Raw genomic sequence first — 24,172 nt, 5'->3', positions numbered from 1 at the left:
GCATGAAACTGGTCAGAACTCGCCAAAGTACTGTGATGTGGCTCATCGACGTGATCCTGACCTTGATGGCCTGGGCCGGACTGGTCTGGCTGCTGGCGCGCGGGATCACCTCGATGCTTGAAACCCATGGTGGCCCGCGCATCGAGGCGCCGATTTTTGCAGCGCTCAACACCCTGCAGATCTACCTGTGGATCGCGCTGTTCAACGCCGTGATCCTGGTCACCTGGGCACGCTACCAGCAACGCAAGGGGCGCAAGTTCGCCCAGCGCCGCGCCGAGGCCAAGGCCCTCACCGACAAGAACCTGAGCGAGAGCTTCAGCCTCGCCGACGGCGACCTGGAGCAACTGCGCCGTCCGGGCGTACTGGTGATCCACAACGACGAAGACGGCGGTGTGTCGGAAGTCAAAGCCCACGTCTCCCGCGACGTGGAAAAACCAGGCTTGACCCTCGTGCCTGGCGCGTCTCAGAACAAAGACGCCAGCTAAGGCTGTAAGCCCAATCCAATGTGGGGGGGGCTTGCCCCCGATGGGCATAGGTACCTACACAACTTTGTCTCAACGCTGAACGCCCGGCCGAGAGAGCTGTTGTGGCGAGCGGGCTTGTCCCGCGTTGGGCTGCGTAGCGGCCCCAGTAAAGACGAACGCGGTGTATCAGACGCTATCGGGAGCAAGTCGAATCGTCCTACCACCCCCCCACATGGGGCTATCACCCTGCCAATACCGGTTATTGCGATCCAATTCACAAAACCCCCGCGAACTTATCTGCTTTTTTCGGTACTAACTTATCTCGGCAAGAACTTGATGGCTAAATAATGGCAATTATAAGTTCTCCGACGAATAGCTATCAAAACAGCCGCCGCCTGTCGGATTAATACTTTCCTTTAACGGTTGTGAGTCTGTTTGATTATTTTTTATTGTTATTAATCAATTGGTTGCGTGGATGGCTAGTGTGGAAGTTCAACTAACCCAGTTTCTTGGGTTGGCGCAATTTCGATGTTAGTTTTCCGGCCCTTGAATTTCGACGGACCGAACATGTCTTTTTTATTGCCACGGACTCGGTATTTCCTGTGCACTTTGCTGCTCTCTTATTTGAGCGCAAACAGTGCCTTGGCCGCCCCTACGCCGGGTGATCAGGACCTGATCCGCGACCGCCAGAACCGCCTGCTCGAAGAGCAGCGCCGGCGCCTGGAAGAACTCCAGGACCTGCCCGGCAAGAGCAACCAGCCACAGGCCCCGGCACAGCCCGCGGACACACGTTGCTTCCCCATCCAGGACATCGAGCTCAAGGGCGCCGACAGCCTCTCCGCTGCCGACCGTAACCGCCTGCTCAAACCCTATATCGGCCAATGCCTGGGCGTTACGCAGCTCAATGAACTGCTCAAGGTCATCACCGACGACTACATCGCCAAGGGGCGCGTCACCAGCCGCGCCTACTTGCCACAACAGGACCTTTCCAGCGGTCATCTGCAAGTGCTGGTGGTCGAAGGCAAACTCGAAGGCATAAAGGGCGCCCAGGGCAGCACGGTCACCGACCGCGAGCTGGCCATGGCGTTTCCCGGCAAGGTTGGCGAGGCACTCAACCTGCGTGAGGTCGAACAACTGGTGGATCAACTGAGCCGCTTGCCGTCCAAGCAGGCGCAAATGGAACTGACCCCCGGCACGCAGATCGGCGGCAGCGAAGTGCTGGTCAAGAACCAGCCGCAAAAGCCCTGGCGCGCCAGCCTGTCGCGTAATAACGACGGCCAGAAAAGCACCGGCGAACAGCAGTGGGGCGCGGGCCTGGAATGGGACAGCCCGCTGGGCCTGGCCGATCAACTGATCCTGCGCGGCGGCCACGATGCGATCAGCGACCACCAGAAAACCTCGAAAAACAGCATGCTCTACTACAACGTGCCGTGGGGCTGGTGGAACTTCAGTTACACCTACAGTGAGAGCGAGTACCGCGCGCCGGGCGACCTTGACGGCTACAAGTACAAGCAAACAGGCGACAGCCAGAACCACCAGCTGCGTGCCGAGCGCGTGGTGCATCGCGATGACGTGAGCAAGACCTCGGTCAACGTCGGCCTGACCCATCTGCGCACCAACAACTACTTCAACGACGAGCGCCTGGACGTCAGCAGCAACCGCCTCAGCGAGTTCCAGGTGGGCATCAACCACGGGCGCCGCATCGGCAGCGCCTTCGTCAACCTGGATGTCGGCATGCAGAACGGCACCGGTGCCTTTGACGCCCAAAAGGACGACCAGGAACGCATCCGCGGCAACCTCACCCCAACCCCGCGCTACCGCAAATACACCGCCACCGTGAGCTACCTGCAACCCTTCACGCTGTGGGGCGAATCGTTGAGTTTTTCCAGCCTGGCCACCGGACAGCGCAGTGAAGACGTGCTGTACCCGGCGCAACGCATGAGCCTTGGCGGCTCGTACTCGGTGCGCGGGTTCAAGGACCAGCAACTGACCGGCGACAGCGGCGGCTACTGGCGCAACGAAGTGCGCTGGGCGCGCCCGGTGACCCTCGACTGGATGCGCCCCGCCTTTGCCGAATACGGCGCCAGCGTCGGCTATGACCAGGGCGTGATTCGCAACGATCGCTACAACGATGACCAGCACGGCAGGGTGTCGAGTAACTCCCTGGAGCTGTTCGCCCGCGGCAAAAACGTCAGCACCAGCGTGACCTTTGCCCACTCCCTGGAGCGACCTGGCGTGATGACCGAGCGCGAAGCGCCGATCTATTTCCGCCTGGATTTCTACCTGTAATTCAACGCCCGCAGCCTTTGAGATTTTGAATATGGACGTTCGCCCCGTTACTGCCCTGAAAACCCTGAGCCAACGCGGCCTGGCCTTGATCCTGGCCAACGCGCTGTTCTGGCAGCCACTGCTGGCCCAGGCCGACGGGATCGTGGTCAGTGGCCCGGGCACCACGGTCGGCCAGGCGGGCAACGGCGTGCCGGTGGTGAACATCGCCACCCCTAATGGCAGCGGCCTGTCCCATAACCAGTTCAAGGACTACAACGTCGGCCCCAACGGCGTGATCCTCAACAACGCCAACAGCATTGTGCAAAGCACGCAACTGGGCGGGATCATCGTCGGCAACCCGAACCTCAAGGGCGGCGCGGCGAATGTCATCCTCAACGAAGTCAAAGGCGGTAGCCCCAGCCAATTGCGCGGCTACACCGAAGTGGCGGGCCAGTCGGCCAAGGTCATCGTCGCCAACCCCTACGGCATCAGCTGCAACGGTTGCGGGTTCATCAACACCCCCAACGTCACCCTGACCACCGGCAAGCCAATGATCGATCAGGCCGGGCAACTGAAAAGCTACCAGGTCGACGGCGGCGCGGTGACCATCGACGGCCAGGGCCTGAACGCCAGCAACGTCGACCGTTTCGAGATCATCACCCGCTCGGCCAAGATCAATGCGCAGATCAACGCGAAACAACTCACGGTGATCGCCGGGCGCAATGACGTCGACGCCCAAAGCCTGAAAACCACCGCGCGCGCCGACGACGGCAGCGCCAAGCCGGAACTGGCCATCGACTCGTCGGCCCTGGGCGGCATGTACGCCGGCGCCATCAAACTGGTGGGCACCGAAGCCGGTGTGGGCGTGAAGCTCGACGGCACACTGGCGGCCAGTGGTGGCGATATTCAGCTCGACGCCAACGGCCACCTGAGCATGGCCCAGGCCGCCGCCAGCGGTGCGGTGGACATCAAGGCCGCGAGCCTGGAGACCAAGGGCGCTGTGTATGCAGGCACCACCCTCAAGGCACAGACCAAGGGCACCCTGAAAAACAGCAAGACCCTCGCCGCCCGCGACAGCATCACCCTGGCCAGCAACGGCCAACTGACCAACAGCGGCATCATCGAAGCCGGGGTCAACGCCGACAACACGCGCAACACCGTCGGCGACGTCAAGCTCGAGGCCCAGCACATCAGCAACACCGGCACGGTGATCGCCAATCGCGAGCTCACCGCCACCGCGCAAAGCCTGGATAACCAGGGCGCTACCTTGAGCGCCAAGCAGGCGCTGAACGTCACCGCCGCCAGCGTCGACAACCGCAACACAGGTCGACTGCTCAGCGACGGCGCACAAACCCTCAACGTCAGCGGCCTGCTGGACAACAGCCAGGGCGGCATCATCGACAGCACCGGTGCGTTCACCCTCAACGGCAATACCCTGGATAACAGCACCGGTAGCCTGACCGCTGGCGGGGCGATCACCCTGGATTTGATCGGCGACCTGATCAACCGTAACGGCAAGCTGGCAAGCGCCGGGCCGCTGCTGATCCAGCGCGCCGCGCACATCGATAACCAGGGAGGCAAACTCGTCAGCCAGGGTTTGCTGACGGTATTTGCCAACAGTATCGACAACCGTAACACCGGCACCCTGGCCGCCAGCGATGGCCTGACCCTGACCACCAGCGGCCTGTTGCAAAACAGCGGCAACGGCCTGATCCACAGTGAAAACTCTGGCGTGACCATCACCGCCGGTACGCTCGACAACGACGGTGGCCGCATCGCCGCCAAAGCCGGTGATGCGCAGATCGACGCCACTGACTTCAACAACGGCAGCGGCGCGCTGTTTGCTCGAGATCGCGTGCACCTGACCGGTATGAATGTGGATAACGGCGGCGAGATCGCCGGCAACCAGATCGACGTCAGCCTGAAGGGCGCACTGACCAACCGTGGCCTGATCGAAAGCGCCACGGCCCTTGATGTCGAGACCGCCAGCCTGAACAACAGCGGGCAAATGCGTGCCTTGGGCGCCAGCGGCAAAACCCGCTACGCCATCGGTGGTTTGCTCACTAACAGCGGCCGTCTGGAGACCGCCAACGACCAATTGAGCCTCGCCGCCACCACCTTCCAGAATACCGGCGGCACGGTGTTGCACGTGGGCACCGGCCTGCTCGACCTCAGTGAAATCAGCCTTGATGACGTGGGCGGCAGCCTGACCACCAACGGCGACCTGACCCTCAACAAAGCCAGCTGGACCAACAGCACCGCGATCCAGGCCGGGCGCCTGACCGTCAACGTGGATAATCTGCAACAGACCGCCACCGGCAAACTGCTCGGCACCCGCGCCCTGGTCGGCAGCGGCAAGGACTGGAGCGTGGGCGGCAGCGTCGCCAGCCAGGGCAGCCTGGATCTTGCGGTGGGCAACCTGCTCAACGACCACGGCCTGATCTTCAGCGGCGGCGACCTGAACCTCAAGGTCGACCGCCTGAAAAACCTCGGCGCCACGATCTACGCCATGGGCAACCTGCGCGTCGACCGCGACGGCCAGGGCGGCCTGGCCACCAGCATCATCAACAGCTCGGGCACCATTGAAAGCGAGCGCAACCTGATCCTGGCTGCCAGCACTATCAACAACATCCGCACCGTGCTCACCACCGAGTCGGGCATCTACAGCGCGTCCATCACCCCTACAGCGTGTATCGACGGCGTGACCGGTGGCGACTGCGAAGGCGGCAAGCAGAACCGGCCGTTCCAGATCACCCAGCGCGATCACCTCATCGTCACCAACGCTACGGCCGGCTCCAGCATCACCTCCGGCGCCAACATGCTGCTCACCGGCGGCACCTTGCTCAACAGCAGCAGTAGCATCGCCGCCGGTGGCGCCATGACCGTACGCGTCGACCAACTGAGCAACGTCGGCCTGGTGACCCACGACACCCAATACGACCGTATCTTCACTTCCGAGCGCGAGCGCAAGCCTGGGGGCTGGAACCGCGAGGCGGCGGCCTTCACCCAGCGCTATTCGGCGGGCAACAACATGGACGGTGTTGAAGCCGCCATGGCCGCGTTCATTGGCAAAATGGAGAGCGAAAAGACCGACCTGCGCAAAACCACCCAACTGATGGTGCCCGACCAGAGCTACGCCGCCGTCATCCAGGCCGGTGGCAGCGTGGACGTGAAGGCCCAGGCCGGCATCGACAACCGTGTCGTGCGAGGTGGCTACACCTACGTTGGCAGCGGCGCCAACACCAAGGCGCCGGGCTACTCGACCCTGGTCAGCCTCAACTCGCAACTGCCGCCGGACGTGGCCCAGCAACAGGTCAACCCGCTGGGCCTGCCTGGCTTCGACCTGCCCACCGGCCAGAACGGCCTGTTCCACCTCAACGACAGCGATGGCGCCAAAGGCCTGCCCACCAGCCAGTTCGCGGCCAGCCCGCATAAATACCTGATCGAAACCAACCCGCTGTTCACGGATATGCGTCAGTTCCTGGGCTCGGACTACATGCTGACCAAGCTCGGCTATGACCCCGACACCGCGCAAAAGCGCCTGGGCGATGGTTTCTACGAACAGCGCCTGATCCAGCAAGCCGTACTCGCCCGTACCGGCCAGCGTTTCATCGACGGCCAGACCAGCGACGCCGACTTGTTCAAGCACCTGATGGACAACGCCATCGGCAGCAAAACCGCGCTTAACCTGTCGGTGGGCGTGAGTCTCACTGCCGAACAAGTCGCGGCCCTGACCCACGACATCGTGTGGCTGGAAAGCACCACCGTCGCCGGCCAACAAGTGCTGGTGCCGGTGCTGTACCTCGCCCAGGCCAGCAACCGCCTGGCACCCAACGGCGCGTTGATTTCCGGCACTGACGTCAACCTGATCACCGGCAGCAACCTCAACAACGCCGGCACCTTGCGCGCTACCGGCAGCCTGCTGGCGAACGTCGGCGGCAACCTCACCAACAGTGGGTTGATGGAAGCCGGTGGTCGCCTCGACCTGCTCAGCGGCAACAACCTGACCAACCGCGCAGGCGGTGTGATCAGCGCGGGCAACGTCAACCTCGCCGCCGGCGCCGACCTGCTCAACGAACGCAGCGTCACCACCCACGAAAGCGCCAGCAGCTACCGCACCGAACGCAGCGACTTCGTCGACAGCGCCGCGCGCATCGAATCGGCCAGCGATTTGGCCATGCAGGCTGGCGGCAACGTCAACAACGTCGGCGGCGTGCTCAAGAGCGGTGCCGATGCCACGGTCAAGGCGGCGGGCGACGTCAACATCACCGCTTCGAAAACCCTCGACAGCGGCGCCATCGGCAACCGTTCCAGCTTCACCACCATCGCCCAACAGGGCTCGGTGGTCGACGCTGGCCGCGACTTGCATGTGATCGCCGGGCGCGACATCAGCGCCATCGCCAGCCAGGTCGAAGCCAAGCGCGACGTCAACCTGATTGCCACCCGCGACCTCAATGCCATTGCGGCAGCCAACGAGCAACACTCCACGGGCAACACGAAAAAGGTCAAGAGCATCGAAGACCACGTGCAGCAAGTGTCCAGCGTGATCAAGGCCGGCGGCGACGCCACCCTGAGCGCCGGGCAGAACCTGCAACTGGTGGCCAGCCAGGTGAATGCCGGCAACGAGGCGTACCTGGTATCCGGCAAAAACCTCGAGCTCAAAGCCGCGCAAGACCAGGACTACAGCTTCTACAGCAAGACCAAGAAAACCTCCCAGGGCAAAAAATTCCGCCTGGATGAAACCGACGTCGTGAACAACGTTGGCAGCCTGGTCAGTGCGGGGACGAACAGCACCGTCGTGGCCGGTGCAGACCTGCTGCTGGCCGGCAGTGCTGTCACTGCCGAAAAAGGCGCCACGCAACTGGTCGCCGGGCAGGACGTGAACATCCTCGCCGTCAGCAACGCCGACAGCGCCCGTCACGAACGCAAGGAAAGCAAAAGCAGCTGGGGCGGGCTCAAGTCGAGCAAAGTCCAGGACAAAGTCGACGAAAAACGCACCACCGCCATGGGCAGCATGGTCTCCGGCGAAACCGTCACCGTCGCCGCCAAACGCGATGCCACGGTCACAGGCTCGTCCCTGGTCAGCACCGGCGACCTCGCCGTCCAGGCCGGCCGCGACCTGACCATCGACGCGGCGCAAAACACCTTCGCCCGCACCGACATGCACAAGGAAAAAAATCGCGACCTCACCGGCGTGCTGACCGGCAACAAGCTCGGTCTGGACGACATGACCGGCAACCAGAAGCTGTACATCAACAGCTCGAAGCACAACGGCACGGCCAATGAAATGACCTTGACCGGCAGCACGATTGGTTCGAGTGCGGGCAATGTGTCGTTGACAGCGGGGCGTGAGTTGAAGGTGGTGGCCAGTGATCTGGTGAGCACCAAGAACATGGAGTTGAGTGGGGCTGATGTCACCGTTACTTCGGGGATGGAGACGGCCAGTCAGACCAGTAAGGACAGTTCCAAGAGCTTGGCGGTTGGGCGCGTGATCGCGGGCACCGTGGTCGACACCGCCAACAGCATCCGCGACGCAGCCGAGGCGGCGCGCAGCTCCGACGACCCGCGCCTCAAGGCCGTGAAGATCGCCCAGGCGGCGCTGTCGATGTACAACCTGAATAACCAGGCGGGCGATCTCGCTAAACAAAGTACTGGCTTCAAGGACAAGACCGGTGGCTCTGCTGGCAACGGGTCGCTGATCAAGATCGGTACCGAACTGGCCAACACCCGTACCAAAAGCAGCAGCGAATACACGGCGCAGACCGCTCACCAGAGCAACCTCAACGCCGGGGGCAAACTGTCGATCATCGCTGCGGGCGACGCGCCGGGCACTGTGGGTGACTTGACGATTACCGGCAGTACGTTGAAAGCCGACAGCACGCTGCTGTCCGCGAAAAACAACATCCTGATGCAAAGCGCACAGAACACCACCGACCGCAAAAACGACGGTTCACGCAACAGGACCGCTATCGGTGCCAGCTTCAACATAGGCGAGCAAAACGGTTTCACCATCGACCTCGGTGCACAAACCGCCAAGAACCTTGGCTCGGGTGGCTCGGTTACCCAGGTCAACACCACGTTGGACACCGGCTCGCTGGTGCTGCGCAGCGGCCAGGACACCAGCCTGATCGGGGCGCAGGTACGCGCTGAGCGTATCGATGCCAACATCGGCGGCAACCTCAACATCCTGTCGCGCCAAGACACCGAAACGTCCAAGAGCAAGCAGAACAGCGCGGGCTTCGGTGCGAGCATCTGCATTCCGCCGATCTGTTATGGCTCCCCGGTAACCGCGTCGGCGAACCTGGCGGCTTCGAAGATGAACAGCGACTACCAGGCGGTTACCGACCAGAGCGGCTTCTTTGCCGGTAAAGACGGCTACGACATCAATGTCGGCAAGACCACTACCCTGCAAGGCGCGGTGATTGCTAGTGAAGCCAGCGCTGACAAGAACCGCCTCAGCACGGATCGTCTGCTGGTCAGCGACATCAAGAACAAGAGCGAAATCGAGAGCAAGTCGGCGGGCATGAGCGTCTCTGGTTCTTACAGTAGCGGCGCGAGCACCGTCACTCCGGGCGCTCTGTATGGCATGGCGCTTAATGATTCGGACCACAGCTATACGCGCAGTGCTGTCAGCGAAGGCACGATCGTGGTGCGCAACCCTGAAGGCGCGGGTGACCTGGTCGGCCTGAACCGCGACACCGCCAACGCCAACCAGCGTCTCGACAAGCCTGATGAAAAGGCCATGCAGGAACGCATGGACCTGATCAAAAGCTCGATGGAGCTGACCAAGGGCATTGGCGACGCGATTGCTGCGGCCAGGATCAGGGCCGCTGACGACCCTAACAGTGACGTCAACAAGGCGACCCGAGAGAAGCTCGTGCAGGAAGGGATTACCAACCCGACGCGGGATCAGATCAACCAGCGTGCCCAGCAGGATTATGGCGTTGGCAGCAGCTTCCAGAAGGCCAGCCAGGCAGTGACTGCCGTGGTGCAAGCGGCGATGGGCGGTAGCGTGGGCGGTGCGTTGGCGGGTGCGGCGGCGCCGTATCTGGCGCAGACGGTCAAAAAGATGACCGAGGATGACCCCAAGGCCAACCTGATGGCCCATGCGGTATTGGGTGCGGTGTTGGCGCGGGCAGGTGGTAACTCGGCGTTGGCAGGAGCCGCCGGGGCCGTGGTGGCGGAGAAAACCGCACAGCTGATCAAAGAGAAGCTGTATGGCGATGTCAGTAACGAAAATTTGACCCAAGAGCAAAAGCAGACGATCTCCAGCCTATCGACGTTGGCGGCTGGACTCTCCGGATCGTTGGTTGGCAAGGACGCGCTGAATGCGGTGGCAGCCGCGCAGGTTGGGAAGAATGCGGTTGAAAATAACTTGTTGGCGAACAAGTACGGTGTAAAAAAGCTGGATAAAGCCAGCCTTGAACTCTATGAGAAGCTCAAGGAAGCGGACATAGGCAGCATTGATGATCTGCAAAAACGCTACAAGGGTTGCGCTGGTGATGGTGCTTGTGAGCGCGACATTCGTAATGAATACCGCAATCAAGAAAATGAAGCAGGGAAAAAACTCCTGGGCCTTTATCAGAGTGGGAAGCTGACACGGGATGAGTACAACGTTTTTGTGGTCGACTATGCCATCGCCATGTTGGAAGGAGTGAAAGAAGGGCAGCGTAATGGAGAGGGCGCAGGCTTTCTTGATATATATTCGCTTTCAGGCGCGGATTGGGCGCCGGCGGGAGTGATCGGCAATCCTTACGTCGATGCGATTAGGACTAGTGAGAAGATCGCCGAGTGGAAGCGTCAAGGACTAAGCAACGAGAAGATTGTCACGCTTGCTCAGCAGGATGGATTAATCGGTTCAAACTTGGCTCCCGTAGATGTGCCGGGGGTAATCAACCTTGTAGATAATGGCGCCAGCAGGGAGGATGTTCTAAAATTCGCCGCAGCCATTGCTTTGGGCAAAGCGATAGGTGGTACAAAAGTGACAGCAGGTTCTGTAAAAGTTCAAGCGACGCCTAGTTTTCCAAATCAATTCCCGGATCACCCAACAGGTGTTCCAACTCTTATCTCAGATACAAAATTGGCCCAAGGTGCAGGAAAATATAACTATGTTGTTCTTGAGGATGGCCAGTTAGTAATCGGGCGAAAATTTAACGATGTGGGTGGTGGCCATATTGACCTTGCAAATGGCAAACCCGTTATTGCGGCGGGAGAGGTGAAGGTTTTGAGCGGGAAAGTTAAATATATTGACAATACCTCTGGACACTATGAGCCTTCTGGTCACGCTGCTCAGGCCGCAGCAGAAAATGCATTCTCTCAAAAAGGGTTTGATGTGGCAGGTAAATACATAGAAAAAGTCTGGGTTCCAAACCCGAGCAATCCGAGAACAGGTGCGTGGGTGCCGAAATGAGTGAAGTAATTAAGCAATTTGACATGCTTTGCGATGTGGCTATGGCTGCTTTTGGTGAAGAGTTAGAGATTTCCTATGAAATGTCTTTGTTGAATATTTTAGAGTTCGTGAAAAATAATCCAGAATATAAAGATGATTTTGTAGGTGGATTTAAAATTATATTAATGTCTAATAATTCACCATTCGAGGCTGTGGCATTTTGCATGCGAGAGCTTCAATGGCCCGAAATTAAAGAATTTGTGATTTCAAAGATGAACCCTTCACAAGATCCTCGTAGTGAGGCTCTGCGAAGCGTATTGACTGCATATGACGAATTTTGGCCCGATGCGGACATTTATCAGTACTACAGCATGAGTTAGTTGGTACAAAAGGGACGGGCACAGGAAAGGCGCCATATACCTCGACTGTCTCGCCGGATGCCCACCCGGTAAAGGAGGCTGGGCCAAAAGCGACTGATGGTCCAAACGAGGTAGCAGATACAGCTACAACTGAGGGGACGAAAGTTGGCTTAGAGACCAATCTAACTCCCGAAATAAAACAGCATTCAGATGGAAGCTATCGAACCCCTGATGGAAAATTTGCAAGCCCGACTGGTGTATCTCCTCCGGGAACAGCCAAGGCAGATGAGTTTGCTAAACATTTGGAATCAAATGGAATGGAAGTTGTGGGGACTGAGATGGTTGTTAAAGGTCCTCTCGGTGATCGTAGGTATGACATTGTAGTACGTGACGCAAATGGTAAATTGCGCGGTCTTGAGGTAAAAAGCGGGTCGGCTAGTAAGACCAGCTATCAAGAATTTACCGATTACTTTGTTAATGAGTTTGGGGCGCAAGGGAAAGGACGGCTAAATGGACAAGTCATCGAAAGCGCTACAACAGTCTATGTGCCATAAAGGTGGGAAATATGAAGCTCGAAGCCGAAAATAGTCCTGTAGTAGTAGGTGTAAATCAAGCGCAGATTATAAAGACGCTAAAAAAATTAAAAAGCTACGGCCCTAGCTCATTCGCATGTATAACTGATGATGAGGGTAACTATGTGCAAGTGGCTGGAGGCAGATTCACTTGTTTTATTGAAAGATATGACGCTAAAAGTAAAAAACTGTTTAGAGGTTATCATTCAAATTCTAGTACAAACTTTGAAGATGGAAGCTTGCTGTCGTTTGGTGCGGGCCGTGTACCATTAAAAAAGGATGAGTGGTTTAATATTGATGATGTAATCGAGGTTTTTTCCTTGTTTAATCAGAATCAGTCTCTACCAGCGACTGTCTACTGGCGTGAGATAAATATTTTGAGTCAAAGCGACGGCTGAATAAGTGAAAAAAAGGGGGCAGACCCTGAGGAGTCCCCACAAGTCTACTCTAGCTTCTGAGCTTGCCGGTGTACTTCATCGCGCACCAATAGCTCCATATCCGCCAATCTCGAACGGGACAATACGGTGGGGATTCCTCAGGGTCAGGCCCCTCTTTCCTCTGAGTGTCGGAGGATACTAAGCGGTATGACAAATCGTCGCATGTAGGTTCCCATCGAGATAATTGGAAATCGCAACAGGAGTGTTTTGTGATGACTGAATGGGCACTTTTACGCGAGCTTAAAAAGGGTGATGCGCTTGCTGTGCCCGAAGCAGGACTTTTACTCATCGATGAGGGAGTGTACAAGATTTCGGTCACTCAGTACTGCTTGGCAGATGCGATTAAAGAGGATGGGCAGGATAAGCTGAAAGTATTGTCATTTTACTGGGCGGCCAGTGACGCAGCATTTCAGCGAGCCTATTACAGAGACGTCGAAAGTGATGATGGGGCTGTTTGCCCTCCGCCCTTTGAGTTGATGCCAGAGGAGGCAGGGGCGACCTATATTGAAATAAAGCGAGCGTTGGAGACTGCCGGTAATATTCGAGAGTATGCCTCTTATCGTGTGATGTCTGATGGCGCTTTTGTTCATAAGAGTTTGGAGGGTCCGTCAGCGGTCTATTATTTTCGCTCATTGGGGTTATTGAATGATGAGGTGCCTTACGCAATTTTGTGGAAGTGTCAGGGAGTTTGATAGAAGTGAGCTTAATTGTTTTCTGTGTTTGAGCTAAAAAGGATCGGGTTCTATGAGTTACTCGGAAAGTCTGTCTGTTTTAGAGGGGCAAATGTGGGTTAAAAGAGCGGCTATTTTTCTTTTGATTCTCGATCAAGCTTTAGATAATCTATCGTCAGCTCCCGCTATCTATACTAAATGTAGTGAGGCTATTGAGTTGTGCTGGTCATGGTTAACTGATAGAAGTTTAAGCCCTGAGCAGTTGGCCTACTATTTAGACTCGGATGAAATGCAAAATGGTCCTTTGGGAGAGCATCATTTCATTACGGAAAGCTTAGAGCAAGACAGCTTGATTCTGATACTTCTGGTCATTGGCTTTTTTGCACATCAGGCTTATAAGGTTTCAGGTCGGCAAGAAAGAATGTCCGCCTCAGTCAACGAGGCAGGTGAGCAGGCTGTTGAATACATAGTCGAATATATCTATAAGGTCGGAGCGGGTGGCGTGTTAGACGTTTATCTATCTAAAAATGGCTAATGTTCAGATGCAAGGAGTGGCGATGAAAGGCGCGTCGGAAGTTGGCGTTCTTATAAGAGAAATAGTGTCCAGTGCGTTGTATGAAGGTGATTATGGAAGCTGCATAAGTAACCGTGAATTAGTCTTGAGAGGTGTTGAGGTTCTCGACCGCGTAGGTGTGCCACTCGACTATCTTGAATTCCTTGAACAGTTTGGATTTGGTGAGCTGGATAGCGCACTTTACATCGAGGATGGTCCAACAAAATATTCAGTTGTCGCCGGATGTGATGTGGTTGCTTATCGTAATATGTATGTATTTGCCAGTACCGGGAGCGGTGTCCTTTATGCATTCGATGCTGCGAATGATTGGTCAATTGTCGAAATTGACCCTGAATTGAATGATGCGGAAGTCTTATATGAGGATTTTTCCAGCTTCATCCTTAGCCAGTTAACAGCGATTAAAGGTTATGTAGATTGGCGAGCCCAGCAGTAATATGCGCGGCGCCAGCATTTGCATTAAGGACGATCAATGAAACCCGCAGAATTCTCCCTCCAGGCCTTCCTGATGGCCTGCCTCATACCCGGCTGGGGCCTGGTGTATGTAGGTCGCACGCAGTGGGGTATCCGGGTCGCAGCGTTGTTGCTCGGCGGGGTCGCGCTGATGGGCGCCTTGGGGTTGGTCACTACGCCCCTTGGGCTGTATGCATTCTTCGCTTTCGTCATCACGGTCAAACTGACCTCTGCCATCGTGTCCGCCGTGTTGGCCCGTCGCTACAGCGGTCCGCCCAATGTGCCGCGTAAACGCTTCCATGCTCTTTACGTCGGCGTGGTGGTGGTCCTGGTGCTGACGCTGGACGTCTTTCGGGTGCCGCTGTTGGGCTTCAAAAACTATTACATTCCATCGGGGTCGATGGTTCCGACGTTGTCGATTGGCGACTACATCATGTCGGACCTGCGGGCTGGCGTGCCCAAAGTGGGGGATATCGTGGTGTATCGCTGGAATGGCACCGAGGCGGTCAAACGGGTGGCGGGAATCGGTGGTGACACTCTGGCCATCGTCCATGGCGAGCTGATCCGCAACGGTGAGAACCTGGGTTTGTTTCACGCACCGGCTGAGCGCGTCAAAAAGGACTACTCCCTTGAGTTGGCGCCACTTCAGGTAGCGCCGGGGCATGTGTACCTCTTGGGCGACAACCGTGATGGCAGCAACGACAGCCGCTTCATGGGGCAGGTCGCGGTTGAGGATGTGGTGGGCAAGGTCACCGGCATCTGGTTCTCGAATGAGCGGGGGCGCATCGGGACGACTTTCCCATGAGCCTTTCGAGCATCGCTGGCGCAGGTACTCCCGGCCAGCGGGCAGCACAGCAATACCATTGAAAGGCTGGGAGCCGATTTGCGCCCAGCCGAAACATTCACCAACGCCATGAATCTGGAGCAATACCGCATGGACGCAAACCACACCGCCAAACGCCCGACGATCCTGGCCAGCATCGGCCGGCGCCTGGCCGCGCGACTTATCGACTGCGCCATCGCAGTCCTGATCTTTTTCATCGTTAAATTCTGCGCCGGTGCATTGTCTGCCTACGTGCCGGCCGTGACGCCCAAGGCTGGTTTTCTCTCGGCGTTTTTTGCAGCCTTCGCCTACTTCCTGCTGGCCGATGCGTTGCCCAACGGCCAGAGCCTGGGTAAGCGTTTGTTGAGCATCGCCGTCGTCGACCGTAAAACTCGCAAAAGTTGCACGGTTTCCCAGGCGTTAACCCGCAATTCCGGAGCGCTGGTGGTGATCGATTGGGTGTGGATATTCATGGAGTCCAGAACGCGCCTGGGCGATATGTTCGCCAAGACCATCGTGGTTCAGACTGGCAACCTGACGAGCGTTCGCAGCCTTGCGGATATTTATGACAACGGTAGGGGATAAACACGTCATGAACGATTCAGTATCGGCTACGCAAACCTGGGACATCGCCAGCCCGTTCAGACGGTTGCTCGGCTATCTGATCGATATGGCGGTGGTGCTTTTCCTGCTGTTTTTGAACCGAAACCTGGACTATGCCTATTTCTATCTGGGCTCTGCAGGAGGCCCGGCATTGTTTGATGGTCTCCACTATGTGCTGTGGTTTTCAGCCTTCGGGTACTACTTGTTTTGCGATGCCTTGCCCAATGGCCAGAGCCTGGGCAAGCGGGTGTGCCGCACGGCTGTGGTGGGTTACCCGTACCCCACGAACTGCACGCTGTTCCAGTCGTTCCTGCGCAATGTTCCGAAGATGCTGTTCAGTGTGTTGGACGGTCTTTTTGTTCTGTTCGGCCTGCGTCGTCGCTTGGGCGATATGTTGGCCAAGACGATCGTCATCAATACCTGAGCAGGGCGGCCTGGTCCCAATGCCGGTCAGTTAAGAGATAGAGCGGGCGAAAAGTAACCTGTGGCGAGCGGGCTTGTCCCGCGTTGGGGGGCGAAGCGCCCCTGATGAAGACGAATGCGGTGTATCAGGCACACCTCTGCGCCTGGTCTTGGGGCTGCTGCGCAGCCCAACGCGGGACAAGCCCGCTCGCCACAATAGAGCCTTTCACATAGACGCGGGGTTACAGCAATTTGCGTTGCACCGCTTCATCCAGCGTACTGCGCGTCAGCGCCTCGACCACTTCCCGTGTATCGCTCTGGAACGGGATGCCCACGATCAGTACCAGATGCACCCACGTGCGCACCGATTCGCTCTTTTTAACGCGGCCCAGTTCCTTGCCATCCTTGTCCTTGAACACTGTCTCCAGGGTAAAGATGTTCTTTGCTGTGGTCGGGATGACGAAGAACGTGAAGCCGGTGAGGAACGCCGAAACCGGGCTGTACTCTTCGTTGTTGTGCAGCGTCGCGTCGACGTAGATGTCCGAGTCGACCTTATCGGTGCTCACCCGCGAAAAACGCTGGGAGTCGCGATAAGAATCGGCCACGGCCTTTTCCCACAGCACCACCGGCGCGCCGACTGCCGCGTTGCCCGGGCCGCCGTTGACGTGGTTCTGCGCCGTGGTGCGCACGTACGCCGTAGGCTTTTGCGCCGGGGCGTTGGCGGTCGGTGGCCAGGTCTGTACGGCGGGCAATTCGTGCTGCGAGTAAGACACGCAGCCAGTCAGCAGGACAGCGGCGAGTACCAGGCTGTGTTTAATCAATCCTTTCATGCATCACTCCTTGAAATTACGGTTTAGCCAGGTTGGCGGTGGCGGTGTCGAGCAGTTGCCCGACCAGTTTGGTCAGCTGTTGGCCGCCCATCGACGGTGCCCAGTATTGGCCGCTGTAAAGCCCGACGTTGTGTTCGAATTTGATCGAATCCTTGGCCTTGGCCAGCTCCTTGCCGTTGCGGTCGACGATCACCAGGTCGCCGGCCACCTCGAAGCTGTCTACGTAGATCGGGCCGTTGACCCAGATCCAGAGGGTCAGCGTCAGCAGCGCGCCAGGCACGTACGCCGGGTGCGGCGCGCGATGGCCCTTGAGGGCGGTCATGTTGAATTTGAGCGTGACGTCCTGCTCGCCCAGGCGCACCGGATACTCGGTGACCTGCTTGAAGTAACCCCCGGTGCGCACGTACTGGGTGATCTGGGCAGTCAAGGAGCTGCTGATGGCGGCCTTGTTGGCTTCGTTGACATCGGCGGCGCTCACCGTCACATCGGCGATTTGTGCACTGCGCGGGCTGCTGACAGCGACCGGGTGGAGCGGGGCGGCGATGGGGCCGGTGACGGTGTAGGAAACGCAGCCGGTCATCGACAGCGCGGCGACCAGGGCTGTCGCCCGAAGCAGAGTGTTAAGCACGCAATATCCCTATAAGTGAGCAAGCCAGGTTACTGTTTCGACCCGTATCCGCATAACTTGAGGGAATGTGCGCCACCGCACGGCATCCGACGAAACACCTTGAGAAGCGCTCTCAACCCCGTAAAATGCCGCGATTGTTTAAAGCACGATACTTTTCAGGGATGAATTCAGACATGCGCGCGTTTGCCGTCTTCCTCTGCATCTGCCTACTGGCGGGCTGCACCTCCAAGCCGGAGTACTACATCTCGCCGGCGCCGGTCACGATTCCCAAGAACGCCACTTACTGGCTCGACACGTTTGATGTTGAGGTGGTGGGCAAGAACGAGCGTTTCTTGCCGGATGACAAGGTTCGCCAGCAACTCGGTGTCGATCTGGTCGACCGCCTGCTCAGCGCCAAGCGTTATGCGACCAGCAAGGAAAAGGCCGATTACCTGCTGGATGTCAGCATCGTCTATACGCGCCATATCCCCGACTCCAAAGGCGGCCTCTCGACGTTGATCGTGGATGACAACACCATTCTGGCCGCTGTCGATTTCAGCTATCGGGTCAAGGTCAAGAAGGGGGCTGGCGAGGTCCTGCATTTTGCCAAGACGCGAAACAACCTTGTGCCTTCCGGCGTGATGGGTGAAGCGCAAAAATGGAAAACCATGGGCGGGATCATCACCAACTCCGGTAACTCCAGCGTCGAGCGTTTTTATACCGGCGTTTTGAGTCGCGATATCGTCGATGACCTGCGCGCCATTCCTTCTCGTTAACCCTACTCACTCCAACTGTCGATTTATCACCCAGGAGCACCTTGTGAACACACTGTCCAAAATCCTGCTGTCGGGCCTCACCGCCGCAGCGCTGCTGACCGTGGCCGGTTGCGCCACGGAGAGCAACCGCGCCATGCCGGTGGAACAAGTCGCCAGCGCCAACGTCGCCTATTCCGGCGTGCGTGTGCCAATCGCCGTGGGCAAGTTCGACAACCGCTCCAGCTACATGCGCGGCATCTTCTCCGACGGCGTCGACCGCCTCGGTGGCCAGGCCAAGACCATCTTGATCACCCACCTGCAGCAGACCAACCGCTTCAGTGTGCTGGACCGCGACAACATGGGCGAAATCTCCCAGGAAGCCGCGATCAAAGGCACCGTGCAGAAGCTCAAGGGCGCTGACTACGTAGTGACCGGCGATGTGACCGAGTTCGGCCGCAAAGAGACCGGCGACCGCCAGCTGTTCGGCATCCTCGGCCGTGGCAAGACCCAAGTGGCCTACGCCAAAGTCGCACTGAACATCGTCAACATCAGCACTTCCGAAGTGGTGTATTCCACCCAGGGCGCCGGTGAATACGCGCTGTCCAACCGTGAAGTGGTCGGCTTCGGCGGCACTGCCAGCTACGACTCCACCCTCAACGGCAAGGTCCTGGACCTGGCCATGCGCGAAGCGATCAACCGCTTGGTCGACGGCATCAACGCCGGCGCCTGGAACCCGCGCAACTGATCAACAGCACTTCAAGGAGCAGTACACGGATGAGCAAGGCAGTGAAGTTGGCGCTGATGCTGACAGCAATCGCGACGGTCGCCGGGTGCCAGACGGCGCCCCAGCCCCTGTATCAATGGGAAAGCTACCAGCCGCAGGTTTACGAATACTTCAAGGGCGAGCCCAAGGAAGCGCAGGTCGAGGCACTGGAGCGCGACCTGCAAAAGATCAACGCCAGTGGCCGCAAAGCGCCGCCGGGTTACCACGCGCACCTGGGCATGCTGTACCTGAGCATGGGCAAGGATGACCAGATGGTGCAGGAGTTCCGCACCGAGAAGGCGCTGTTCCCCGAGTCTGCCTCGTACATGGACTTCCTGTTGAAAAACGCCAAGACCGGAGTGGCCACTAAATGAGCCTGTTAAAACTCACCGGCGCCTTGCTGGCCCTGGCCTTGCTCGGCGGTTGCGCAGCCCCCAAGACCATTGACTACACGGCGTACAAGCAGGCGCGGCCCAAGTCGATCCTGGTACTGCCGCCGATCAATGAGTCGCCGGAAGTGCAGGCCTCGTACAGCCTGGTCTCGCAAGTGACCTACCCGCTGGCCGAAGCCGGCTACTACGTGTTGCCGATTGCGCTGGTGGACGAAACCTTCCGCCAGAACGGCCTGACCACCGCCAACGATATCCAGGGCGTGCCACCGGCCAAGCTGCATGACATCTTCGGCGCGGACGCGGCGCTGTATATCACCGTCAGCGAGTACGGCACCAAGTACATGCTGATCTCCAGCGACACCGCCGTGACGGCCTCGGCCAAGCTGGTGGACCTGCGCACCGGCACCACCCTGTGGACCGGCTCGGCACGGGCGTCCAGCGAGGAAGGCAACAACAACAGCGGCGGCCTGGTGGGCATGCTGATCACCGCGGCTGTCAAGCAGGTGATCAACAGCTCCACCGATGCGGCGCACCCGATTGCCGGCATCACCAGCGCACGCCTGCTGTCGCCGGGCCAACGCGCGGGGATCCTGTACGGCCCGCGTAACCCGAAGTACGGCACGGACTGATATCCGGATTCTGAGAACACCACGGTCCAAATGTGGGAGGGGGCTTGCCCCCGATAGCGGTGGTTCAGTCAAACATGTACTGACTGATCTACCACCATCGGGGGCAAGCCCCCTCCCACATTTGAATCAGAGTTAACCCGAACCACCCGCACCGTGCGTCTGACCTTGTGAACGGATCATTCATTCACGAGGTTCAGCCCATGTCCCGCCCTTTGCTCTTCCTGCGTCCTGCCGCCCAAGGCTTTGCCCTCACCATGGTGGTGGCGCTGGCCGGTTGTGGGCTGTCTTCATCCCCTGAGCTGGCCAAACCGGCCGAGCCCGTCGCCGAGCTGCAAAGCGCCTCGCCCCAGGGTGCGCTGGTCAAACGCATGGCAATGCCCGCGCCAATGCGCATGCAGGAATCAGCGGCGATGGACTACCGCAGCGAGCCCCGCGAGCAATACGCCAACCTGCCGGACAACCCCGTGCACCGCGTGGCCGAAACGGCGGTGTCCACCTTCAGTGTGGATGTCGACACGGGCAGCTACGCCAACGTCAGACGCTTCCTCAACCAAGGCAGCCTGCCGCCCGACGGCGCTGTGCGACTGGAGGAAATGGTCAATTACTTCCCCTACCACTACGCCTTGCCCACCGACGGCTCACCGTTTGGCGTGACCACCGAAGTCGCTGCTACACCGTGGAACCCGCACACCCAACTGCTGCGCATCGGCATCAAGGCATCCGACCGTGCGGTGGCGGACCTGGCGCCGGCCAATCTGGTGTTCCTGGTGGACGTGTCCGGCTCCATGGACCGCCGCGAAGGCTTGCCGCTGGTGCAAAGCACCCTGAAATTGCTGGTGGACCAGTTGCGTGATCAGGACCGGGTTTCATTGGTGGTGTATGCCGGTGAGTCCCGCGTGGTGCTCAAGCCCACGTCGGGTCGCGACAAGGCCAAGATCCGCAATGCCATTGATCAACTCACCGCCGGCGGTTCCACGGCAGGCGCGTCCGGCATCGAACTGGCCTACCAGATGGCCCGCGAAGGCTTTATCGACAAGGGCATCAACCGCATCCTGCTGGCCACCGACGGTGACTTCAATGTGGGCGTCAGCGACTTCGACAGCCTCAAGCAAATGGCCGCCCGGCAGCGTAAAAGCGGCGTGTCCCTGACCACCCTCGGCTTCGGTGTGGATAACTACAACGAACACCTGATGGAACAACTGGCCGATGCCGGCGATGGCAATTACGCCTATATCGACAACCTGCGCGAAGCCCGCAAGGTGCTGGTGGATCAGCTCAGTTCAACCCTGGCGGTGGTCGCGCGGGATGTGAAAGTGCAGGTGGAATTCAATCCGGCACAGGTCAGCGAGTATCGACTGCTGGGCTATGAAAATCGCGCCCTCAAGCGTGAGGATTTCAACAACGACAACGTCGATGCCGGCGAAATTGGCGCTGGGCATACCGTGACCGCGCTGTATGAAATTGTGCCGAAGGGCCAGAAGGGCTGGTTGGAGCCATTGCGCTACGCCACTGCGCCTGCGGCCGAAGGTAAATCCGATGAACTGGCGATGCTGCGGGTGCGCTACAAGCTTGCCACGGGCGGTGATAGTCGCTTGATCGAACGGCCCATCCGCCACGAAACCACCCAGGCCAGCGACGACCTGCGCTTCTCGGCGGCGGTGGCCGCCTTCGCCCAACAGCTCAAGGGTGATGGCCGCTACACTGGCAGCATGAGTTTGAAGGACACCGCCGCACTGGCCCGCTCGGCGCGGGGCGATGACCCGTTCGGCCTGCGCAATGAGTTCGTGCAACTGGTGGAATTGGCCCAAAGCCTCAAACCCTGAATGTGGGAGGGGGCTTGCCCCCGATAGCAGTGGGACAGTCAACACATCTGTTACTGATACACCGCCATCGGGAGCAAGCTCCCTCCCACCTTTGAACAGCGTTAACTTTACAAAAGGAGTTCGCCCCCTACATGGCTGTTCCAGATGATCCATCCAGCGACGAATCGCTGCTGGCCCGTTACCGAACCGGTGACGCCGCCGCGTTCGAAGCCTTGTACGCGCGGCACCGCCAAGGCCTCTACCGCTTCCTCGTGTCCTTGAGCAACAAGGCCGAACTGGCCGAGGAAATCTACCAGGAGACCTGGCTCAGCTTGATCCGCAGCAGCACCCAGCCGCAAGGCCGGGCGAGTTTTCGTACATGGCTGTTCCAGATCGCCCGCAACCGCCTGATCGACCACTGGCGCAAGCACGGCATCCACAATCCACTGCACGACAGCTACGATGAGCAACTGCACGCCCAGGCCGACGACAGCGCCGGCCCTGAGCAACAACTGAGCCTGAGCCGCGACCAGGCACGCCTCGACGCTGCCCTGCAAGACTTGCCCGAAGACCAGCGCGAAGTCTTCCTGCTGCGCCTGCACGGCGACCTCGAAGTGCCGCAAATCGCCGCCCTCACCAAAGCCCCGCTGGAAACCGTAAAAAGCCGCCTGCGTTACGCCCAGCAGAAACTGCGCCGCCTGCTGGCCGAGGAGATACTCGCATGACCGACTCCCGACACACTCCCGACACCGACGACGTGCTGATCCAGCATTACCGTCAACACAGCACCGGCGAGCCGCCCGCGTCCCTCGACGCCTTCATCCTCAACGCCGCCCGCCGCGAAGCCCCGGCGCCGCCGCCGAGCCTGTGGCAACGCTGGCTGCAAGCCTGCCAACGTCCGCGCTGGCAAATGGCATTCGCCACCGTGGCCGGTTTGGCGCTGATGATCGGCGTGGTCACGCGCTCGCCAGTGCCACCACCCGAAATTTCCACCGCGACCTTCTCCGCCATGCACGAGGAAGCCGCCCGCCCAGCGCCGCAAGCGTTGTCCGCACCCGCGCCGATGGCACGCATCGCCGCCGCGCCCAAGGCTGAAAGTGCACCGGTGCAGGCTGAAATCGCAGGTGCGTTGGCAGATGAATCGAGCGCCAGACTCAGCAAGCGCGCGCCGTCAGCGTTGCCGTCGCTGGAGCAAGAGTTACAGACAATCGTGCGTTTGCGTGAAGCGGGTGAAAGCAAAACGGCGGATGAAAAACTGCTGGCCTTGCACACGCGTTTCCCCGACGAAGACCTGCCCGCACGGCTAGAGGCGCTGCGTAAGCATTGACCACAACAGAAAGAACGAGCCACCGGTAACCTGTGGCGAGCGGGCTTGCCCCGCGTTGGGGGGCGAAGCACCCCCAATGAAGGACAAATGCGGTATACCCGATTTCGCACAACGTCTGGTTTTGGGGCTGCTGCGCAGCCCAACGCGCGGCAAGCCCGCTCGCCACCGTGAGCATTCAGCGCCGCCCTTCAATCACCATGCGCACCGCCAACCCCGCCAGCACCGTCCCCATCAACCAGCGCTGCACCAACTGCCATACCGGCTTGGCCGCCAGAAACGTCGCGATGGAACCGGCCATGATGGCGATCACCGCATTGACGCTCACACTGATCATGATCTGGGTAAAACCCAGCACGATGGATTGCGTCAGCACGCTGCCGTGGCCGGTGGGGGTGATGAATTGGGGCAGCAATGACAGATACATCACCGCGACTTTCGGGTTCAACAGGTTGGTCACGAACCCCATCATGAACAGCTTGCGGGGGCCGTCCCTGGGCAAGTCACGCACATGAAACGCCGAGCGCCCGCCGGGCTTGACCGCTTGCCAGGCCAGGTACAACAGGTAGAGCGCACCGCCAAGCCTGAGCGCGTCATACGCATACGGCACCGCCATCAGCAACGCGGTAATACCCAGCGCCGCGCACAGCATATACACGACGAAACCCAGCGCCACACCGCCGAGTGAAATCAACCCGGCCAGCGGCCCTTGGCAGATCGACCGCGAAATCAGGTAGATCATGTTCGGGCCGGGCGTCAGCACCATCCCCAGCGAAATCAGACCATACGCCAGCAGGCTCGACAGTTCGGGCATGGGTTAACTCCTGTAGGTTGAGCGCGTCGTTGCGCAGGTTGGATGCGCTTGATGGTAGGGCGGGAGAAGGGCGCGCGTTAGATACAGATCGGCTGACAAAACGTCATACAGGGGGCTTGCGCTCATACCAACCTGTGGCGAGCGGGCTTGCCCCGCGTTGGGTTGCGCAGCAGCCCCAAGACCAGGCGCAGAGGAGTGCCTGATACACCGCATTCGTCGTCATCAGGGGCGCTTCGCACCCCAA

The 24,172-nt window shown here is 59.1% G+C and carries 22 protein-coding genes; 19 read left to right on the top strand and 3 right to left on the bottom strand.

The window, feature by feature from the left end; genetic code table 11:
• Positions 1-2: 2 nt before the first annotated feature.
• The 12 genes from pgaD (at position 3) to FIV39_RS27930 (ending at position 16,034) form a co-directional block, all read left to right on the top strand.
• The gene (gene pgaD / locus FIV39_RS27980) at positions 3-485 is read left to right on the top strand and encodes a poly-beta-1,6-N-acetyl-D-glucosamine biosynthesis protein PgaD (protein ID WP_090401195.1); all 483 of its coding nucleotides are present in this window, start codon (positions 3-5) and stop codon (positions 483-485) included.
• Positions 486-1,031: 546 nt separating this feature from the next.
• Positions 1,032-2,753, top strand: coding sequence for a ShlB/FhaC/HecB family hemolysin secretion/activation protein (locus tag FIV39_RS27975; protein WP_090401194.1), 1,722 nt, complete (start codon positions 1,032-1,034; stop codon positions 2,751-2,753).
• Positions 2,754-2,784: 31 nt separating this feature from the next.
• Positions 2,785-11,142, top strand: coding sequence for a two-partner secretion domain-containing protein (locus FIV39_RS27970; RefSeq protein WP_244176237.1), 8,358 nt, complete (start codon positions 2,785-2,787; stop codon positions 11,140-11,142).
• Positions 11,139-11,501: a hypothetical protein gene (locus tag FIV39_RS27965; protein WP_090401193.1), complete on the top strand. Its 363-nt coding sequence runs from the start codon at positions 11,139-11,141 to the stop codon at positions 11,499-11,501. Before FIV39_RS27970 ends, FIV39_RS27965 begins: the two co-directional genes overlap by 4 nt.
• On the top strand, positions 11,459-12,034 hold the full coding sequence (locus FIV39_RS33155) for a hypothetical protein (protein ID WP_159440115.1): 576 nt from the start codon (positions 11,459-11,461) through the stop codon (positions 12,032-12,034). The genes FIV39_RS27965 and FIV39_RS33155 overlap by 43 nt, the downstream gene beginning before the upstream one ends.
• Before the next feature lie 11 nt (positions 12,035-12,045).
• Positions 12,046-12,450: a hypothetical protein gene (locus FIV39_RS27960; RefSeq protein WP_074848310.1), complete on the top strand. Its 405-nt coding sequence runs from the start codon at positions 12,046-12,048 to the stop codon at positions 12,448-12,450.
• Positions 12,451-12,701: 251 nt separating this feature from the next.
• A complete protein-coding gene (locus tag FIV39_RS27955) occupies positions 12,702-13,181 on the top strand; it encodes a hypothetical protein (RefSeq protein ID WP_090401192.1) in 480 nt (159 codons plus the stop codon).
• 52 nt (positions 13,182-13,233) lie between these two features.
• Positions 13,234-13,695 (top strand): Imm6 family immunity protein, encoded by a 462-nt coding sequence (locus FIV39_RS27950; protein WP_090401191.1) that lies wholly within the window; start codon positions 13,234-13,236, stop codon positions 13,693-13,695.
• 22 nt (positions 13,696-13,717) lie between these two features.
• Positions 13,718-14,167, top strand: a complete 450-nt coding sequence (locus FIV39_RS27945; protein WP_090401190.1) for an SMI1/KNR4 family protein — start codon at positions 13,718-13,720, stop codon at positions 14,165-14,167.
• A 36-nt stretch (positions 14,168-14,203) separates the two neighbouring features.
• Positions 14,204-14,989 carry a signal peptidase I gene (gene lepB, locus FIV39_RS27940; protein WP_090401189.1) on the top strand — a complete coding sequence of 262 codons (786 nt, stop codon included), beginning with the start codon at positions 14,204-14,206 and terminating at the stop codon, positions 14,987-14,989.
• 78 nt (positions 14,990-15,067) lie between these two features.
• Positions 15,068-15,592, top strand: a complete 525-nt coding sequence (locus FIV39_RS27935; protein WP_090401188.1) for an RDD family protein — start codon at positions 15,068-15,070, stop codon at positions 15,590-15,592.
• A 7-nt stretch (positions 15,593-15,599) separates the two neighbouring features.
• A complete protein-coding gene (locus FIV39_RS27930; protein WP_090401187.1) occupies positions 15,600-16,034 on the top strand; it encodes an RDD family protein in 435 nt (144 codons plus the stop codon).
• Between the two features lie 220 nt (positions 16,035-16,254).
• Here the strand turns inward: FIV39_RS27930 and FIV39_RS27920 are convergent, their stop codons facing one another.
• Together FIV39_RS27920 and FIV39_RS27915 are read right to left on the bottom strand one after the other, a co-directional pair.
• Positions 16,255-16,842: a hypothetical protein gene (locus FIV39_RS27920; RefSeq protein WP_090401186.1), complete on the bottom strand. Its 588-nt coding sequence runs from the start codon at positions 16,840-16,842 to the stop codon at positions 16,255-16,257.
• A 16-nt stretch (positions 16,843-16,858) separates the two neighbouring features.
• A complete protein-coding gene (locus FIV39_RS27915; RefSeq protein WP_090401185.1) occupies positions 16,859-17,470 on the bottom strand; it encodes a hypothetical protein in 612 nt (203 codons plus the stop codon).
• Between the two features lie 173 nt (positions 17,471-17,643).
• Between FIV39_RS27915 and FIV39_RS27910 the strand changes: the two genes are divergently transcribed.
• The 7 genes from FIV39_RS27910 (at position 17,644) to FIV39_RS27880 (ending at position 23,117) form a co-directional block, all read left to right on the top strand.
• Entirely contained in the window at positions 17,644-18,225 is a 582-nt protein-coding gene (locus tag FIV39_RS27910) for a hypothetical protein (RefSeq protein WP_090401184.1), read from the top strand.
• A gap of 43 nt (positions 18,226-18,268) precedes the next feature.
• Positions 18,269-18,949, top strand: a complete 681-nt coding sequence (locus tag FIV39_RS27905) for a CsgG/HfaB family protein (RefSeq protein WP_058426355.1) — start codon at positions 18,269-18,271, stop codon at positions 18,947-18,949.
• A 29-nt stretch (positions 18,950-18,978) separates the two neighbouring features.
• Entirely contained in the window at positions 18,979-19,341 is a 363-nt protein-coding gene (locus FIV39_RS27900; protein WP_090401183.1) for a DUF4810 domain-containing protein, read from the top strand.
• Positions 19,338-19,988 (top strand): DUF799 domain-containing protein, encoded by a 651-nt coding sequence (locus tag FIV39_RS27895; protein ID WP_027608085.1) that lies wholly within the window; start codon positions 19,338-19,340, stop codon positions 19,986-19,988. Before FIV39_RS27900 ends, FIV39_RS27895 begins: the two co-directional genes overlap by 4 nt.
• Positions 19,989-20,188: 200 nt before the next feature.
• Complete coding sequence (locus tag FIV39_RS27890) at positions 20,189-21,811, top strand: vWA domain-containing protein (protein WP_090401182.1); 1,623 nt, start codon at positions 20,189-20,191, stop codon at positions 21,809-21,811.
• 131 nt (positions 21,812-21,942) lie between these two features.
• Positions 21,943-22,515 (top strand): RNA polymerase sigma factor, encoded by a 573-nt coding sequence (locus FIV39_RS27885; RefSeq protein ID WP_090401181.1) that lies wholly within the window; start codon positions 21,943-21,945, stop codon positions 22,513-22,515.
• Positions 22,512-23,117 (top strand): hypothetical protein, encoded by a 606-nt coding sequence (locus FIV39_RS27880; RefSeq protein WP_090401180.1) that lies wholly within the window; start codon positions 22,512-22,514, stop codon positions 23,115-23,117. Before FIV39_RS27885 ends, FIV39_RS27880 begins: the two co-directional genes overlap by 4 nt.
• Before the next feature lie 175 nt (positions 23,118-23,292).
• On the opposite strand, the gene FIV39_RS27875 is transcribed toward FIV39_RS27880, so the two are convergent.
• Positions 23,293-23,928, bottom strand: a complete 636-nt coding sequence (locus FIV39_RS27875; protein ID WP_090401179.1) for a LysE family translocator — start codon at positions 23,926-23,928, stop codon at positions 23,293-23,295.
• Positions 23,929-24,172: the final 244 nt, after the last annotated feature.

Origin of the sequence: Pseudomonas grimontii (assembly GCF_007858185.1) — a bacterium.
Classification (GTDB): Bacteria; Pseudomonadota; Gammaproteobacteria; order Pseudomonadales; family Pseudomonadaceae; genus Aquipseudomonas; species Aquipseudomonas grimontii.
Note: the sequence above shows the minus strand (reverse complement) of the source record. Positions and strands in the feature narration are given on the sequence as shown.

What these genes read in the sequence shown, in the direction of transcription:
- FIV39_RS27975 (WP_090401194.1), top strand. Translation starts at nt 1,032, where the DNA reads ATGTCTTTTTTATTGCCACGGACTCGGTATTTCCTGTGCACTTTGCTG.
- FIV39_RS27900 (WP_090401183.1), top strand. Translation starts at nt 18,979, where the DNA reads ATGAGCAAGGCAGTGAAGTTGGCGCTGATGCTGACAGCAATCGCGACG.
- FIV39_RS27965 (WP_090401193.1), top strand. Translation starts at nt 11,139, where the DNA reads ATGAGTGAAGTAATTAAGCAATTTGACATGCTTTGCGATGTGGCTATG.
- FIV39_RS27920 (WP_090401186.1), bottom strand. Translation starts at nt 16,842, where the DNA reads ATGAAAGGATTGATTAAACACAGCCTGGTACTCGCCGCTGTCCTGCTG.
- FIV39_RS27930 (WP_090401187.1), top strand. Translation starts at nt 15,600, where the DNA reads ATGAACGATTCAGTATCGGCTACGCAAACCTGGGACATCGCCAGCCCG.
- lepB (WP_090401189.1), top strand. Translation starts at nt 14,204, where the DNA reads ATGAAACCCGCAGAATTCTCCCTCCAGGCCTTCCTGATGGCCTGCCTC.
- FIV39_RS27955 (WP_090401192.1), top strand. Translation starts at nt 12,702, where the DNA reads ATGACTGAATGGGCACTTTTACGCGAGCTTAAAAAGGGTGATGCGCTT.
- FIV39_RS27970 (WP_244176237.1), top strand. Translation starts at nt 2,785, where the DNA reads ATGGACGTTCGCCCCGTTACTGCCCTGAAAACCCTGAGCCAACGCGGC.
- FIV39_RS27910 (WP_090401184.1), top strand. Translation starts at nt 17,644, where the DNA reads ATGCGCGCGTTTGCCGTCTTCCTCTGCATCTGCCTACTGGCGGGCTGC.
- FIV39_RS27880 (WP_090401180.1), top strand. Translation starts at nt 22,512, where the DNA reads ATGACCGACTCCCGACACACTCCCGACACCGACGACGTGCTGATCCAG.
- FIV39_RS27950 (WP_090401191.1), top strand. Translation starts at nt 13,234, where the DNA reads ATGAGTTACTCGGAAAGTCTGTCTGTTTTAGAGGGGCAAATGTGGGTT.
- FIV39_RS27960 (WP_074848310.1), top strand. Translation starts at nt 12,046, where the DNA reads ATGAAGCTCGAAGCCGAAAATAGTCCTGTAGTAGTAGGTGTAAATCAA.
- FIV39_RS27890 (WP_090401182.1), top strand. Translation starts at nt 20,189, where the DNA reads ATGTCCCGCCCTTTGCTCTTCCTGCGTCCTGCCGCCCAAGGCTTTGCC.
- FIV39_RS27875 (WP_090401179.1), bottom strand. Translation starts at nt 23,928, where the DNA reads ATGCCCGAACTGTCGAGCCTGCTGGCGTATGGTCTGATTTCGCTGGGG.
- FIV39_RS27885 (WP_090401181.1), top strand. Translation starts at nt 21,943, where the DNA reads ATGGCTGTTCCAGATGATCCATCCAGCGACGAATCGCTGCTGGCCCGT.
- FIV39_RS27895 (WP_027608085.1), top strand. Translation starts at nt 19,338, where the DNA reads ATGAGCCTGTTAAAACTCACCGGCGCCTTGCTGGCCCTGGCCTTGCTC.
- FIV39_RS27945 (WP_090401190.1), top strand. Translation starts at nt 13,718, where the DNA reads ATGAAAGGCGCGTCGGAAGTTGGCGTTCTTATAAGAGAAATAGTGTCC.
- pgaD (WP_090401195.1), top strand. Translation starts at nt 3, where the DNA reads ATGAAACTGGTCAGAACTCGCCAAAGTACTGTGATGTGGCTCATCGAC.